At 41.2% G+C, this 15681-nt stretch carries 16 protein-coding genes; 11 read left to right on the forward strand and 5 right to left on the reverse strand.

Features of this window, described 5'->3' with window-relative positions:
- Positions 1–64 precede the first annotated feature (64 nt).
- From EXT43_RS09895 to EXT43_RS09910, 4 genes are read right to left on the reverse strand one after another with little or no spacing between them, the layout of a single operon-like run.
- Positions 65–1444 carry an MFS transporter gene (locus EXT43_RS09895; protein ID WP_063528649.1) on the reverse strand — a complete coding sequence of 460 codons (1380 nt, stop codon included), beginning with the start codon at positions 1442–1444 and terminating at the stop codon, positions 65–67.
- 36 nt (positions 1445–1480) lie between these two features.
- Positions 1481–2098, reverse strand: a complete 618-nt coding sequence (locus EXT43_RS09900) for a peptidylprolyl isomerase (RefSeq protein ID WP_054562308.1) — start codon at positions 2096–2098, stop codon at positions 1481–1483.
- A gap of 2 nt (positions 2099–2100) precedes the next feature.
- On the reverse strand, positions 2101–2652 hold the full coding sequence (locus tag EXT43_RS09905; protein WP_054562307.1) for a YajG family lipoprotein: 552 nt from the start codon (positions 2650–2652) through the stop codon (positions 2101–2103).
- Between the two features lie 13 nt (positions 2653–2665).
- Positions 2666–3799 (reverse strand): methyltransferase, encoded by a 1134-nt coding sequence (locus tag EXT43_RS09910; protein ID WP_130166872.1) that lies wholly within the window; start codon positions 3797–3799, stop codon positions 2666–2668.
- Between the two features lie 41 nt (positions 3800–3840).
- Between EXT43_RS09910 and EXT43_RS09915 the strand changes: the two genes are divergently transcribed.
- The 11 genes from EXT43_RS09915 to nqrM all read left to right on the forward strand — a co-directional run bounded on the left by EXT43_RS09915 (position 3841) and on the right by nqrM (position 13870).
- Positions 3841–4428 carry an alpha-ketoglutarate-dependent dioxygenase AlkB gene (locus EXT43_RS09915; RefSeq protein WP_062566710.1) on the forward strand — a complete coding sequence of 196 codons (588 nt, stop codon included), beginning with the start codon at positions 3841–3843 and terminating at the stop codon, positions 4426–4428.
- 73 nt (positions 4429–4501) lie between these two features.
- Positions 4502–4813, forward strand: coding sequence for a BolA/IbaG family iron-sulfur metabolism protein (locus tag EXT43_RS09920; RefSeq protein WP_054554277.1), 312 nt, complete (start codon positions 4502–4504; stop codon positions 4811–4813).
- 287 nt (positions 4814–5100) lie between these two features.
- Positions 5101–6294 (forward strand): enoyl-ACP reductase FabV, encoded by a 1194-nt coding sequence (gene fabV / locus EXT43_RS09925; protein ID WP_058586502.1) that lies wholly within the window; start codon positions 5101–5103, stop codon positions 6292–6294.
- 348 nt (positions 6295–6642) lie between these two features.
- Positions 6643–7986 carry a Na(+)-translocating NADH-quinone reductase subunit A gene (locus EXT43_RS09930; RefSeq protein WP_054562348.1) on the forward strand — a complete coding sequence of 448 codons (1344 nt, stop codon included), beginning with the start codon at positions 6643–6645 and terminating at the stop codon, positions 7984–7986.
- Between the two features lie 4 nt (positions 7987–7990).
- Entirely contained in the window at positions 7991–9193 is a 1203-nt protein-coding gene (locus tag EXT43_RS09935; RefSeq protein ID WP_054554279.1) for an NADH:ubiquinone reductase (Na(+)-transporting) subunit B, read from the forward strand.
- Positions 9186–9938 carry a Na(+)-translocating NADH-quinone reductase subunit C gene (locus EXT43_RS09940; protein WP_054562304.1) on the forward strand — a complete coding sequence of 251 codons (753 nt, stop codon included), beginning with the start codon at positions 9186–9188 and terminating at the stop codon, positions 9936–9938. Before EXT43_RS09935 ends, EXT43_RS09940 begins: the two co-directional genes overlap by 8 nt.
- Entirely contained in the window at positions 9938–10570 is a 633-nt protein-coding gene (locus tag EXT43_RS09945) for an NADH:ubiquinone reductase (Na(+)-transporting) subunit D (protein WP_054554281.1), read from the forward strand. Before EXT43_RS09940 ends, EXT43_RS09945 begins: the two co-directional genes overlap by 1 nt.
- A gap of 10 nt (positions 10571–10580) precedes the next feature.
- A complete protein-coding gene (gene nqrE, locus EXT43_RS09950; protein WP_016708692.1) occupies positions 10581–11189 on the forward strand; it encodes an NADH:ubiquinone reductase (Na(+)-transporting) subunit E in 609 nt (202 codons plus the stop codon).
- 19 nt (positions 11190–11208) lie between these two features.
- Positions 11209–12435, forward strand: coding sequence for an NADH:ubiquinone reductase (Na(+)-transporting) subunit F (gene nqrF / locus EXT43_RS09955; RefSeq protein WP_054562303.1), 1227 nt, complete (start codon positions 11209–11211; stop codon positions 12433–12435).
- A 112-nt stretch (positions 12436–12547) separates the two neighbouring features.
- Positions 12548–13579 (forward strand): FAD:protein FMN transferase, encoded by a 1032-nt coding sequence (locus EXT43_RS09960; RefSeq protein WP_130166867.1) that lies wholly within the window; start codon positions 12548–12550, stop codon positions 13577–13579.
- Between the two features lie 78 nt (positions 13580–13657).
- Positions 13658–13870 (forward strand): (Na+)-NQR maturation NqrM, encoded by a 213-nt coding sequence (gene nqrM / locus EXT43_RS09965; RefSeq protein WP_036966498.1) that lies wholly within the window; start codon positions 13658–13660, stop codon positions 13868–13870.
- A gap of 177 nt (positions 13871–14047) precedes the next feature.
- Here the strand turns inward: nqrM and EXT43_RS09970 are convergent, their stop codons facing one another.
- A complete protein-coding gene (locus EXT43_RS09970; protein ID WP_205990956.1) occupies positions 14048–15388 on the reverse strand; it encodes an alpha-L-fucosidase in 1341 nt (446 codons plus the stop codon).
- Positions 15389–15681: the final 293 nt, after the last annotated feature.

The raw sequence follows: 15681 nt of genomic DNA on the forward strand, positions 1-15681 counted from the left end.
GAAGCGCTATTTAAAGTCTCTCCCTTGCATCATCCTCTCTTTAATCACATACGTATCAGATTTGTTAATTGTTTTGGTGATAGTTGTTTTCTAACGCATAAAGCTTATGACGAATTAAGAATAAAAATACCAGTGATGGGATCACCATCAATGCAGTTAGCACAAAGAACATCGCCCAGTTTCCACCTAACCAGTCATCAATAACCACGCCGCTGTAGCTCGACAGTAAGGTTCTGCCTAAATTACCCAATGAAGCAAGTAGTGCATAGTGGGTCGCACTAAATGCTCTATCACATAACATGGATATAAACGCCACCATGGCAACCAGTGACCAAGCTTGGGTGAAACCATCAATAATAATAGCAAACGCGTACAGGCTTAGTTTAGGACCTGCAATCGCAATCCAAGCAAAGGCAAGGTTTGAGGCTGCCATCGCAATACCACTAATAAACAAGCCTCTTACAATGCCATAGCGTTGATTGAATAAGCTTCCTAAAAAAGTAAAAGCGATGGTGAGCACTGCAGTGCCCACTTTTGAGAAGGTCGCTATGTCACTATTTGAAAAGCCCACTTCTTTATAAAACACGATAGACATTCGCCCTAAAAAGGCTTCACCGATTTTAAATAAGAAAATAAAGGCCAATAATGCCAATGCTGTTTTTACGCCATTACGGGCAAAGAAGGTTCTGAAAGGGTCAAAAACGGTTACAGCAAGCCATGCAATAACTTTAGCAAAGCGAGTCTGCGTACTACCAGCCAGCTTTTGTTGATAGGTTTGTTCAAGCTCAGCTTGCACAGCGTCACGGTTTGATTCGGGTTCTTTTGCCCACAATACGCTGCTCATTAATAGCAGCATTACCACAGATAAGAAAAAGTAAACTTGTGGCCAATCAATTGAAGGGATGTCGGCCATATAAAATGGCAGGGCGCCTAATAGGGCGTAACCGCTCCACCAACCTGAAGTGGCCATTGCAGCTGCTGCGGTGGCTTTGTGGCTTTCGTTTTCGGCTAAAGTGTCGATACGAAATGCATCAATAGCAATATCTTGAGTCGCAGAAGCGATAGCAATAACTAAACACAGCGCGGCAGCAAACCAGAGGTTGGCCTTGATATCGAGCCCAGCAAGTGAAAAGGTGCCAATAAAAATCACTGACTGGCAAAGTAAAATCCAGCTACGGCGCTGGCCTAGCCAGTTAAATAAAACAGGTAACTTTACACGGTCAACGAGCGGTGACCATAAAAAGTTAATGCTATACGCACCAAACACGATGCCAAATAACCCAATCATACTGCGGCTTAGACCTTCGTCTTTCAGCCAAGCCGACATGACTGAGCCAATCAATACCCAAGGAAAGCCACTACTGATACCAAAGATGAATATATTGATTAAACGTTTATCTTTGAAGTACGAGAAATACTCTGAAATAGAAAGGGGTTTTGTCATAGTGTTGCCAGTTTAAGGGGCGTGCGCCCCTATTTATTATTGATTAGCGTCAAGCACTTTTACGTTTAAGATAACAACAGGATCTTTGGGTACAAAACTGTAACCGATTTTTTCGTTAAAAGCGGTTTCGACACGCATGATTTTGTCTAGTGTGTCATAGCCATCCATGACCATACCGAATACGGCAAAGCCCCAGTCGCGACCAGGATTAAGATGATCGTTATCGTCCATGTTAAAGAAAAACTGACGAGTACCTGAGTGAGGTTTACGGTCTTGATATGCCATTGCGATGCTATACATATCGTTTTTTAACCCGTTGCCACTTTCATTAAAAATAGGGTCACCTTCGTACAGACCATCATAGTCTTTATCGTAACCACCGCCTTGAATAACAAAATCACGTTCGTTGTCTTCATCACGTTCTACACGGTGAAACACACTACCTTGATAGCTACCGTCGGCAACGTAAGTTAGAAAGTTATTTACTGTTATTGGTGCGCGTGAACGATCCATTTCGACCACAATACTGCCAAGCGTAGTGACAATTTCTACGCGTGGAAACATATTATCTTTTTGAATAAATTTACCCTCAGTCGCTGCGAATGAACTGTGAGCAAAAAACAATATAAAACTAAGTAATAAAATACGCTTCATAGTTAACCTTCTAAATAGGCGATTAATTCTGGGTCAGATACAATGCGGGTAATTATTTGCTCAGTCAACTTATTAAGCTGACCTTCTACTTTTGCACGGTCATGGCTGAGTGGCCCTTCTAGGTTTGCATTACCACGGTATATCTTGCTGAAAGTGCTTGAGTTTCTGATTACTCTTAAGCCTAATTCAATAGTTGCGTCACTTGTGTGAGTCATCATCTTTTCAGTAACAACTGCTTGTAGCTTATGAATATCTAATTCAAAGCGTGTTGTCGCCAAGTTTGAGATACTCGCCCCATTACGGCTTAATGCACTGTCTAGAGCGCTTTTCACTGAATCAGTTATACCTGGGCTGGCAAGCGTTTTAGTTTTATCTGATTCAATAATTTTTAGGGTCACGTTGTCGCCGCGTAAATCAATTACGCTAGTACTAACGCTAGTACTAAGGTTTGAAATTTTGCCGCCTTGATAAACGGGGTTTAAAATTAATTGATTGGGTTGGTTGCTACATGCCGCAAGCGCAAGCACCGCACATAAAGGAAGTATTTTTTTCATTTAGTTAGCTCCATTAATTATTCTTTGTTGCACTTAGTACGACAAACTTTTTGTTAGACCCTAACAACTTACAATTGCCGAACATGCGTTTTAACTTTTCATGATAGTCTAGATGACGATTACCAATAATTCTTAATTCACCACCGTGCTTTAATGTGTGTTTTGCCTGTTTGAACATTTGCCATGCAATATGATCAGTAACCGCTTGCGCTTGGTGGAATGGCGGATTACATAAAACGAGGTCAACACTGTTAGGTTGAAAATCGGTTAAGCAATCGTTTTGGACAAACTCACACTGCTCTAATTGCTCTGGTAGGTTGTGAGCGACGTTTAATTTAGCTGATTCAACGGCCATAAACGACTCATCAACGAAGGTCACATGGGCTTTAGGGCAACGCTTTAAAGTCATTAAGCCAACAACACCATTACCACAGCCTAAATCAATGATGCTGCGAGCTTTACTTGTTTGTGGCAAATAGTTAAAGAAAAAGCGCGCGCCAATGTCTAATGAGTCTCGAGAAAATACATTGGCATGATTTTGAATTTCAAACTCACTTCCTTCAAGTGGCCAGTTAACAGGGAAGGGGGCAACTTTATTAAGACCATTGGTTTTACTGATAATTAAGCGGGACTTTTTAACCGCTAAGCTGGTTGATGTTTCACCTATATACTGACTAAAAGCCTTTATAGTTGAGTTGTGAATGTCTTTCGTTTTTCCAGCTGCAATAACATCAATGTCGGCAGGTAAAGCTGCACTGATTGCGGCAAGTTGATGCTGAAGATAGCCTAAATTGCGTGGCACTTTTAATATCACTAAATCAACCTGATTAGGTAATGCTGCTAATGAGTCCAGTTGCGTTAAAGAATCTGTTGATAACTCATTAGCTTGTAAATTATAGCGGGTAGCTTGATGACCAATATACGAGTCGTTAACTGAATAAACTGTTAACGTATTAAAGGCACAGGCTAAAGCGCCAAAACTGTCATTGAGTATCAGGATTGAATTTGCATCTGGATAGTGCTCTTGTACATAATTGACAAGGTACTCATCGCCTGAGTCCCACGCTTGAAGACTGCGATTCTTTTGATCTAACGGAAAGCGTTCTAGGGTATAGGTGTTATCACCGAGCTGTGCTTGGGTGGTCATCATGATTTTACGAATGTATTAATGTATAGGTAAATTCTAACATGCAACAGCCAAACGCCAACCCTAATCATTTACCAGATGGGTTTTCTTACCAAGCTAATGCATTGAGTGCACAAAAAAGCCTCGAATTATTTTACTTTCTTCAGCAGCAGCTCAATTGGCAACAACCCACTATAAAAGTGTACGGTAAAAGCCATGTGATCCCACGTTTGCAATGCTTTATTGCTGATCAGAACGTAAGTTATGGTTACTCGGGTTCACAGTTAATCGTTGAGCCATGGCCGGAGGTGCTTGATGCTATGCGTGTACGCTTATCAAGAACTTTGCAGATACCATTCAATGCGCTTTTAGTTAATTTGTATCGAGATGGTCATGATTGTATGGGCTGGCATAGTGACGATGAGAAAGAACTTGGGGAGCAACCGACAATCGCTTCTGTATCACTAGGGGCCGAACGGATATTTAAAATAAAGCACAAACATAATAATGAACAACATAGCATTGTGCTGCAAAGTGGCAGCTGTTTAATCATGAATGGTTTTAGCCAGCGCGATTACCAGCATAGTTTGCCAAAGCAGCAAAGACTCAAACACCCTCGAATTAACCTCACCTTTCGTTCAATCATATAAAATCATTGGCAAAATGAGTCATGCCCTTGATATAGTAGCTGCTAATTATTTTCTTATTAAAGGTCTATGACACATGTCAATGCAACAACAAATTGAGCAAAAGCTTGCTGCGGGTATCGAATGTAAACACCTGAATGTTGTCAATGAAAGCCATATGCATAGCCGTGGAACTGAATCGCATTTTAAAGTGGTGGTTGTGAGTGAAGAATTTGCAGGTAAACGTTTACTTGCACGTCATCGTCAAATTAATGAGCTATTAAAAGATGAATTAGCAAACCATATTCATGCATTAGCGATTCACACATTTACTCCCGAAGAGTTTAGTGAACAACATGGACAGGCACCTGAATCACCTAAATGCTTAGGTGGCTCAAAGTTCGACTAACTTAGCAGGACAGTCACCTAAAGTTAGAAGGACAGTCACTCAAAGTTAGAAGGACAGTCACTCAAAGTTAGCAGGACAGTCACTCAAAGTTAGCAGGACAGTCACTCAAAGTTAGCAGGACAGTCACCTAAAGTTAGAAAGACAGTCACTCCAGACTGCTTGTTACTTGGGGTTTTAAGCCCGAAAGATTTAAGTGGGTCTGAAAAGTTTTACTGATCAGACCTGTATTTTAACTATTAGCCTTTAAACTAGCGCTAATTTTTATTGTGATAGATATAGGATGATCAATGGTCATTAAGCCGAAAATTCGTGGATTTATCTGCACTAACGCGCATCCAGTAGGGTGTGCTGAGCACGTACAAGAACAAATTAATTATGTGAAAGCGCAAGGACCACTGAGCAATGCACCTAAGAATGTATTAGTGATTGGTGCGTCTACAGGTTACGGCCTAGCATCACGTATCACAGCTGCATTTGGTGGCGGTGCTAAAACGTTAGGTATTTTCTTTGAAAAAGAAGGTAGCGAACGCAAAACGGGTTCTGCAGGTTGGTACAACACTGCAGCATTCCAAGCAGCCGCTGAAGAAGCTGGTTTATGGTCTAAAAATATCAATGGCGATGCGTTTTCTAACGAAATCAAGCAAAAAGCAATTGATACTATCAAAGCTGATCTAGGTAAAATTGATTTAGTTATCTACAGCCTAGCGTCACCTCGTCGTACTGATCCAAATACAGGCGAAACTTACTCATCAACACTTAAGCCTATTGGCTCAGATATCACAACGAAGAACCTAAACACTTCAAAGCGTGTGATTGATGAAGTAACGGTTGAAGCAGCAAGTCAAGAAGACATCGACAATACAATTAAAGTAATGGGCGGTGAAGATTGGGAAATGTGGATTGACGCATTAAAAGAAGCGGATGTGCTAGCTGATAACTTCAAAACGACTGCTTACACTTATATCGGTAAAGAGTTAACGTGGCCAATTTACGGTCATGCGACAATTGGTAAAGCGAAAGAAGATCTTGACCGTGCAACTCAAGCAATCAAAGAGTCTACAAAAGGCTTAAATGGTGAAGCGTATGTTTCTTCATTAAATGCGGTTGTGACACAAGCAAGCTCGGCAATTCCAATTATGCCTTTATATATCTCTGCTTTATTCAAAGTAATGAAAGCAGACGGGACTTACGAAGGTACCATTGAGCAAATTCACTCACTATTTACTGAAAACCTTTACGGTGAAACCCCACGTTTTGACGAAGGTGGTCATTTATTCCAAAACTACAAAGAGTTAGAAGATGATGTTCAAGCTCGTGTACAACATGTTTGGGATACAGTAGATACAGATACGATTGACGAATTAACGGATTACGTGGGTTACCACAATGAATTTTTACGTTTATTCGGTTTTGGTATCGACAGTGTAGATTACGAGCAAGATGTGAATCCTGATGTTGCGATTTCACAGCTGATCGATTAATCGCTAAACAAACTTGATTTTGTAAAGTCGCTTTTTTAAGCGACTTTTTTGTTTATGGGTGAAAATAAAACATCATCAATAGCACTTTGGTCTATATTGAATTTTATTCAAAAGGCTTTTGTAGTCTAAATAACCGTATCTGTCGTATAAATTTCATATTTGCTCTCGCATAGTCACCCTGATTGATGTTAAAATTCGGGCAATATATGTGAGGAGTTTACTGCGTTGCTTGTTTGGGGTGTTAAACAGGCTATTCTTTGATACTTAGAGTTTAACTTGAGCATATCAAATGGCGACGTGGTTGGTACGATTTTTCAGTTTCTTTCCGTTAATGTAATGCAAGTGCGTATGATCAACATAAAAAAAGGTCTGGATTTACCGATAGAGGGCGCACCTCAGCAAGTTATTCACGATGGTTCTGCCGTCAAACGTGTAGCTGTGCTAGGTGAAGAATATATTGGTATGCGTCCAACCATGCATGTTCGCGTGGATGACCAAGTCAAAAAAGGCCAGGTACTTTTTGAAGACAAAAAGAACCCAGGCGTCTTATTTACTGCACCAGCTTCTGGGGTAGTTAAAGAAATCAATCGTGGTGCTAAACGTGTGCTGCAATCTGTTGTTATTGAAGTTAATGGCAGTGAGCAAATCACCTTTGACTCTTTCAAGGCCGACGAGCTTTCGGGCTTAGACCGTGAAAAAGTTAAAGAAGTACTAGTTCAGTCAGGTCAATGGACAGCACTACGTGCTCGCCCATTCAGCAGAGTAGCTGCTTTGGATGCAAATCCTAGCTCTATCTTTGTAACGGCTATCGACACTAACCCGCTAGCTGCAGATCCTGCAGTAATCATTGCTGAGAACACTCAAGCATTTGAAGCTGGTTTAGCTGTGGTATCTCGTTTGACTGACGGCAAAGTATTTGTTTGTAAACAAGCTGGTAGCCAAGTGCCTAGTTCATCAATCCCTCAAGTAGAAGTACATGAGTTTGGTGGCAAGCATCCGGCAGGTCTTGTTGGTACACACATTCATAACTTAGACCCAGTTTCTGCAAGCAAGCAGGTTTGGCACTTAGGTTACCAAGACGTAATCGCGTTTGGTAATTTATTCCTAACAGGTGAAATCTTCACAGACCGTGTTGTTTCTCTTGCAGGTCCTCGTGTTAAAAACCCACGCTTAGTGAAAACTCAGCTAGGTGCATCTTTAGATGATTTAGTTGCTGGTGAATTAGAAGACGGTGATAACCGTGTAATTTCTGGTTCTGTATTATCAGGCGCTATTTCTCAAGGTCCACACGCGTTCTTAGGTCGTTACCATGTTCAAGTATCTGTATTACTTGAAGGTCGCGAAAAAGAGCTATTCGGTTGGATCGCACCAGGTGCTAACAAGTTCTCAGTAACACGTACCTTCTTATCTCACCTTGCTCCTAGCCGTCTATTTAACATGACGACTTCAACAGGTGGTTCGAAGCGTGCCATGGTTCCAATTGGTAGCTATGAGCGTGTTATGCCTTTAGACATCCTACCTACACTATTATTACGTGATTTAATCGCACGTGATCTTGATGGTGCTATTTCGTTAGGTGCGCTAGAGCTTGATGAAGAAGATTTAGCATTATGTACCTTCGTTTGTCCAGGTAAATACGAGTACGGTTCAATCCTACGCGATTGCTTGACTACGATCGAGAAGGAAGGCTAGAGAGATGGGTTTAAAGAAATTTCTAGAAGATATTGAGCCGCATTTTGAACCGGGTGGTAAACACGAAAAATGGTATGCGCTTTACGAAGCTGCAGCGACTATTTTCTACACGCCTGGTTATGTAAATAAAGGCAAAACACACGTTCGCGATAACATCGACCTAAAACGTATGATGATTTTAGTGTGGATGGCGACGTTCCCTGCAATGTTCTTTGGTATGTTCAACATCGGTCATCAGGCCGCTGGTGCTTTAGCGCAAGGTTTTGAACTAGCAAACACATGGCAAGTTGGTCTGTTCCAATTATTCGGTGGTGAATTAACTGCTGATTCTGGTTGGGGCGCGAAAATGTTTTACGGTGCCTGCTTCTTCCTACCAATATACGCAGTAACGTTTGCTGTGGGTGGTTTCTGGGAAGTACTATTTGCTTCAGTGCGTAAGCACGAAGTAAATGAAGGTTTCTTCGTAACATCTGTATTATTCGCACTAATCCTGCCTGCGACGATTCCTTTATGGCAAGTTGCATTAGGTATTACGTTTGGTGTTGTAATCGCTAAAGAAATCTTTGGTGGTACAGGTCGTAACTTCCTTAACCCTGCTCTTGCCGGTCGTGCGTTCTTATTCTTCGCATACCCAGCGCAAATTTCAGGTGACACAGTATGGACAGCAGTAGATTCATTCTCTGGTGCAACTATGCTTGGCCAAGCTGTTGTTGGTTCACTTGATTACAGCAACATGGAGCTATGGTGGAATGCGTTCTACGGTTTCATTCAAGGTTCTATGGGTGAGACGTCAACACTAGCACTATTAATCGGTGGTTTATTCCTAATTTACGTGCGTATCGCTTCATGGCGTATCGTACTAGGTGTATTCCTAGGTATGGTTGCAACGGCATTCTTACTAAATACAATTGGTTCAGAAACTAACGCTGTATTTGCAATGCCTTGGCACTGGCACTTAGTTCTTGGTGGTTTTGCATTTGGTATGTTCTTCATGGCAACAGACCCTGTATCCGCATCATTCACAGACAAAGGTAAGTTCGCTTACGGTGCGTTAATCGGCTTTATGGTTGTAATGATCCGTGTTGTTAACCCGGCATTCCCAGAAGGTATGATGCTAGCAATCTTATTTGCTAACTTATTTGCACCATTATTCGATCACTTTGTAGTGCAAGCTAATATCAAGCGGAGGTTGGCACGTAATGTCTAGTAATAACGAATCAATCGGCAAAACGCTAACCGTTGTTGTTGCACTATGTTTAGTGTGTGCAATCATCGTATCGTTTGCTTCAGTTCAGCTTCGTCCTTTACAGCAAGCTAACAAAACACAAGATATTCAACGTAATATCTTAGCGGCTGCAGGCATTGAAGTATCAGGTACTGTGTCAGATACCTTTAACTCAAAAATTGAAGCACGTGTTGTAGACATGAACACAGGTGAGTTTGTTGAAGGTGCTGATCCTAACTCATTTGACTTCGAGAAAACAAAATTCGACCAGGCTCGTAGCTTTGCGTTGAAAGCAGAAGGAATTAAAGACATCGCTGGTATCCAGCGTATGACAAAAAATTCACCTGTATATATTTCGAAGAAACCTGATGGTTCTACAGACGCAATCATTCTACCAATCCAAGGTTACGGCCTTTGGGGTGTAATGTACGGCTTCTTAGCGCTTGAAAGCGATGGTGAAACAGTTAAAAACATCAACTTCTTCAAGCACAACGAAACGCCAGGTCTAGGTGGTGAAATTCAAAATCCACAATGGACTGCTAAATGGCAAGGTAAAGAGTTACCAATCAATATCATGAAGAGCGGTGCGAAGAACGAACATCAAATCGATGGTCTTTCTGGTGCAACATTAACTTCAAACGGTGTTGATCACACAGTTGACTTCTGGACTGGCGAGCATGGCTTTGGTCCATTCCTTGCGAAAGTACGTGAAGGAGCGTTGAAATAATGGCTGATACTAAAGAAATGAAGTCGGTCCTATTTGGCCCGGTATTCGCAAATAACCCGATCGCATTACAAGTACTAGGTATTTGTTCTGCGCTAGCGGTAACATCAAGCTTAAAAAATGCACTAATCATGTCAATCGCATTGACACTAGTAACTGCGTTTTCTAGCTTGTTTATTTCGTCAATTCGTAACCACATCCCATCATCTGTACGTATCATCGTGCAAATGACGATCATCGCATCACTTGTAATCGTTGTTGACCAAGTACTGCAAGCATTCTCTTATGCAACAGCTAAAGAGCTTTCAGTATTCGTTGGTCTAATCATTACAAACTGTATCGTAATGGGTCGTGCTGAAGCATACGCAATGAAGTCACCACCGTTAATGTCTTTCTTAGATGGTATCGGTAACGGTTTAGGCTACTCAGTAGTACTACTAACTGTTGGTTTCATCCGTGAGTTATTCGGTAAAGGTTCACTATTCGGTGTTGATATTATTCCATTAGTACAAAATGGTGGCTGGTATCAACCAATGGGTCTATTGATTTTACCACCGAGTGCATTCTTCATTATTGGTTTATTCATCTGGGTACTTCGTACCTTCAAGAAAGACCAAGTAGAAGCAAAAGCGTAAGGGGCGAGCAGTGGAACATTATATTAGTTTATTTGTAAAAGCGGTTTTCATTGAAAACTTAGCTTTAGCCTTCTTCCTAGGTATGTGTACTTTCCTTGCTGTATCAAAGAAAGTAACAACGTCAATTGGCCTAGGTGTGGCAGTTATCGTGGTACTAGGTATCTCAGTACCTGTAAATAACTTGGTTTATCACGCTGTTCTTGCACCAGGTGCATTAGAGTGGCTTGGCTACCCAGAAGCAGACCTTAGCTTCTTACGTTTCTTGACTTTCATCGGTGTTATTGCAGCACTTGTACAAATTCTTGAAATGGCATTAGATAAGTTCTTCCCTGCACTTTACAACGCGTTAGGTATCTTCTTACCACTGATCACAGTTAACTGTGCGATCTTCGGTGCTGTATCTTTCATGGTTGAGCGTAACTATAACTTCGGCGAGTCTGTTGTTTATGGTATCGGTTCAGGTGTGGGCTGGGCACTAGCAATTACTTTACTTGCTGGTATCCGTGAAAAAATGAAGTACTCAGACGTTCCTGATGGCTTACGTGGTTTAGGTATTACTTTCATCACTGTTGGTCTTATGGGTCTTGGCTTTATGTCATTCTCTGGTATTTCACTTTAATAGGTAGCGAGGATAAATCATGAATGAGATTTTCTTAGGCGTTGGTGTTTTCATCGCTATCGTTGTTATTTTAGTTTTAGTTATCATTGGTGCTAAATCTAAATTAGTAGCAAGCGGCGATATCATCATCGGAATTAATGGCGACCCAGAAAAAGCTATTAAAACATCTGCAGGTAGCAAGCTATTAGGCGCGCTAGCTGATTCAGGTATCTTCGTTTCATCTGCATGTGGTGGCGGTGGCTCTTGTGGTCAGTGTCGTGTTCACATCAAAGAAGGTGGCGGCGATATCTTACCAACAGAACTTGATCACATCTCTAAAGGTGAAGCTCGTGAAGGCTGCCGTTTAGCGTGTCAGGTAAATGTTAAGAACGACATGGAAATTGAACTTGAAGAGTCAATTTTCGGTGTTAAGAAGTGGGACTGTACTGTTATCTCTAACGATAACAAGGCAACGTTCATCAAGGAACTTAAGTTACAAATTCCTGATGGCGAGTCAGTACCTTTCCGTGCCGGTGGTTATATTCAAATTGAAGCACCAGCTCACCACGTTAAATACGCTGATTTCGATATTCCAGAAGAGTATCGTGGCGACTGGAACCACTTCGGTTTCTTCGATCTGGAGTCTAAAGTAGACGATGAAACAATTCGTGCATACTCAATGGCTAACTACCCAGAAGAAGAAGGCATCATCATGCTTAACGTGCGTATCGCTACGCCGCCGCCAAGAGACCTAAGCCTTCCATGTGGTAAAATGTCTTCGTACATTTGGTCATTAAAAGAAGGTGATAAAGTAACTATTTCTGGCCCATTCGGTGAGTTCTTCGCGAAAGACACTGATGCAGAAATGGTATTCGTAGGTGGTGGTGCAGGTATGGCACCAATGCGTTCACATATCTTTGACCAACTTAAGCGTTTAAAATCTAAGCGTAAGATGAGCTTCTGGTATGGTGCGCGTTCTAAGCGTGAAATGTTCTACGTAGAAGATTTCGATGGCTTAGCAGCAGAAAACGATAACTTTGTATGGCACACAGCACTGTCTGATCCACAACCAGAAGATAACTGGGAAGGTTACACAGGCTTCATCCATAACGTACTTTATGAAAACTACTTGAAAGATCATGAAGCGCCAGAAGATTGTGAGTTCTACATGTGTGGTCCTCCAATGATGAACGCGGCTGTTATCAACATGCTTAAAGATCTTGGTGTAGAAGACGAAAACATCTTATTAGATGACTTCGGTGGCTAACACCATACACAAAACAATAAGTTTTGGTTAGAATACAGGCCTCGTAGCACATAGTGTTACGAGGCTTTTTTATTTCTATACCGAACCCTGTGGTATCTAAAAGGTGAATGCTATGAATAGAGTGTTTTATCGCCAAGGCTTGATGGCCTTTTTTCTATTAACTATGACTTTACTCATGGCTGGCTGCAGCCAAGCTGATAAGGCTGAAGAGCTTTATTTTGAAGGTAAGACAATGGGCACCACTTATCATATTAAGGTGTTTGCAGAGTCTTCAAAGGTTGCAGGTGTTGATTTACATCCTGAAATTAAGCAAGTACTTAAAGATGTAAACCAATCTATGTCGACCTACATTCCTGATTCAGAAATTAACCAGTTCAACCAGTTACCAGCAGGGCAGGTAATGCCAATAAGCGCTGATTTTAGAAACGTGGTAGCTGAATCAATTCGCCTTGGCGAATCAACAAAAACGTTAGATGTGACTATGGGGCCACTTATTGACTTGTGGGGCTTTGGTCCAGATAAAAAGCCGACTAAACGCCCAAGCGATGAAGCCTTGGCTGCAATGGTTGCCAAAATTGGTGTTGATAAGCTTAAACTTACAGATGCTGGTCTGATGAAAACAATTGATGGCTTAGAGCTGTCGTTTTCTGCTACAGCAAAAGGATATGGTATTGATAAAGTAGCACAAGTGATAGAAAGCCATGGTTTCACTAATTATATGGTTGAGATAGGTGGTGAGCTTCGTGTGTCGGGTATTAAGCCAAACAACATCTCTTGGAAAATTGCAATTGAACAGCCTGATGCTGAGCCTGGCGTGCGTAAAGTGCATAAAGTAATTGAGCCGGGCACTAATGGTATTGCGACATCAGGTGATTACCGAATTTTTTACGAAATGGATGGTGTTACCTATAGCCACTTAATTGACCCTGTAACAGGTATGCCGAGCCGTCATGATTTGGTATCAGTTACTGTTTTACACCCATCAGCGATGACTGCAGATGGCTTAGCGACGGCAATCACAGTGATGGGCATGGAAAAGGCGCAGAAATACGCCGAAGAGCACGATTTGCCGGTGTACTTAATTGGTAAGTCAGGCAATGGCTTAGTAACTTATTCAAGCCCTGCATTTAAACCATATTTGTAGCAGGGCAAGAAGCAGTTTATAATACATGCAGCCTAATTAGTTGGGCTCGATTTAATTGCTGACGATAGGGGCAAAGCAATGTCACTTTTTCTTCTTACATTTGGTCTACTTATTTTAATTGTGGCAGCGATGGCTGTCGGCATGATTGTGCAAAAGAAATCTATGGCCAGTAGTTGTGGTGGCCTAGGCGCTGTTGGAATTGACAAAGCCTGCGACTGCGACGACCCATGTGACAAGCGTAAAAAGCGCATGGCAAAAGAACAAGCCTGGAAAGAGAATCAAATTCTTTAACCACAGAAAAAGCGCCAAAAGGCGCTTTTTTAATACCTAAATTTTACAAGGACAGTCACTGTTAAATTTTCTGAGACAGCGACTCTCTTTTATAAGCCCAGTCATTGTTAAATATATTTTATGTGGACAGTCATCTTTGATTTTAAATTTAGTTTTTTGACTGCTTTTAGACGTTGATCATTTTAGCTTTAACTCGATGACTTGAACGTACTCTTCATTATCAAACTTCAAACTTTCTAGTGTAATTGCGCTCTCAAGTTGTTTAAAGTTAACTGGTTCTGAGGTTTTTAAATTAGTTGCAGACTTGATAGGGGTTGCAAGTTCTATACTTAATGTATCTGCTTGCCAGTTGAGAATATGAATAAAAATACTCTCATTGTTATGGGTACTTACTCCCCAGTTTTGCGGGGAAATAGGGCCGCCTCGAGTACCGTATATACTTTTACCGAACACCTTCAGCCACTGACCAATCTCAGCAAACGTTTTTAGGTTTTCAGGTTGGATCTTGCCGTTAGGCATAGGCCCAGTATTTAGTAAATAATTAGCGTTTCTTCCAGCGGCACTTACTAAGGTTTGCACGAGCTCTTTAGTCGTTTTGTAATTATCATCAGTTAAACTGAATCCCCAGCTACCGTTCATTGTTTGTGCCATTTCTAAAGGTAATTCACCTAATCGTTCTTGATTAGTAGGCAGCTGTTGTTCAAAGCCCTGATAATCCTCTCCCGGAACAGTAAATCTATGATGGTTATTTACGATTAAGGTTGCTGGTTGTAATTCATGGATCATTTTATAAGTGCGTTGTAGTTGCCAGTTATCCCAATTGTGTGAGTCTTCTTGATCCCACCAACCATCAAACCAAATACCACCAATTGGCCCATATTGAGTTAAAAGCTCTTTTAGTTGTGCATCTTGAAATTGCAAGTATTTTTCCCAGTCACCACTTTTTTCTCGCTTAGTGTAATGGCCTGTTCGGCCCCATGGGTAGTAATCTGGGTGATGCCAATCAAGCTGAGAGTAGTAAAAGAAAAGTTGTAAACCATGTTTATGAGCTGAATTAGCAAGCTCTTTTATAGGGTCTTTTTTATAAGGTGTACTATCGACAATATCAAAGTTAGAAACTTTACTGTCGTACATAGCAAACCCATCATGATGCTTTGAAGTAATAACAATATACTTTGCTCCAGCATCTTTAAACGCCTTAACCCATTGCTCTACATCGAAGCCTGTTGGGTTAAAAAATTCAGCTAAACGCTGATACTTAGGGCCTGAAATTCGTAAGTCTTCCATGATCCACTCGGCTCCATATGGGCTTCCTACACCACCAAGCTGGCTATACAGCCCCCAATGTAAAAAGATGCCAAACTTATTATCTTGAAAACGTTCTCGGGCTTTTAAGTTTTCAGGAGCTGGTGTGTAGGCTTGTGCTTTATCTGGGTCAATTGCGACGCCTGTCCCAGCATGCCCTACACTTGAAAATATAAGCAAAGCTATTATCAGCAAGCAGTTAAATGTATTCACTTTATACCTCATAAACTAGGTTCTTTACTTAAAAGTAGCAGGAAATCATTGGCCCAAAAATAAAGGCAATTATGCATATTCGAAAATTTTATATATGCAGAAACATAGAAATACGACGTTAAAAGTAAAACTCATTAGCACGGACAGTCACTTTACCTAAAGTTTTTAAATTGACAGTCACTTTTATCTGTTAACTTAATCTTGCGGCAAAACGGATTTTGTCTACACTTTAGTTACAGCTAATGCATTTCAAATTATCAGTTCAAGGAGTGGACGATGGCTTTAGCAAGGAA

It is taken from the genome of Pseudoalteromonas sp. CO109Y, assembly GCF_004208935.1.
GTDB lineage: Bacteria > Pseudomonadota > Gammaproteobacteria > Enterobacterales > Alteromonadaceae > Pseudoalteromonas > Pseudoalteromonas shioyasakiensis.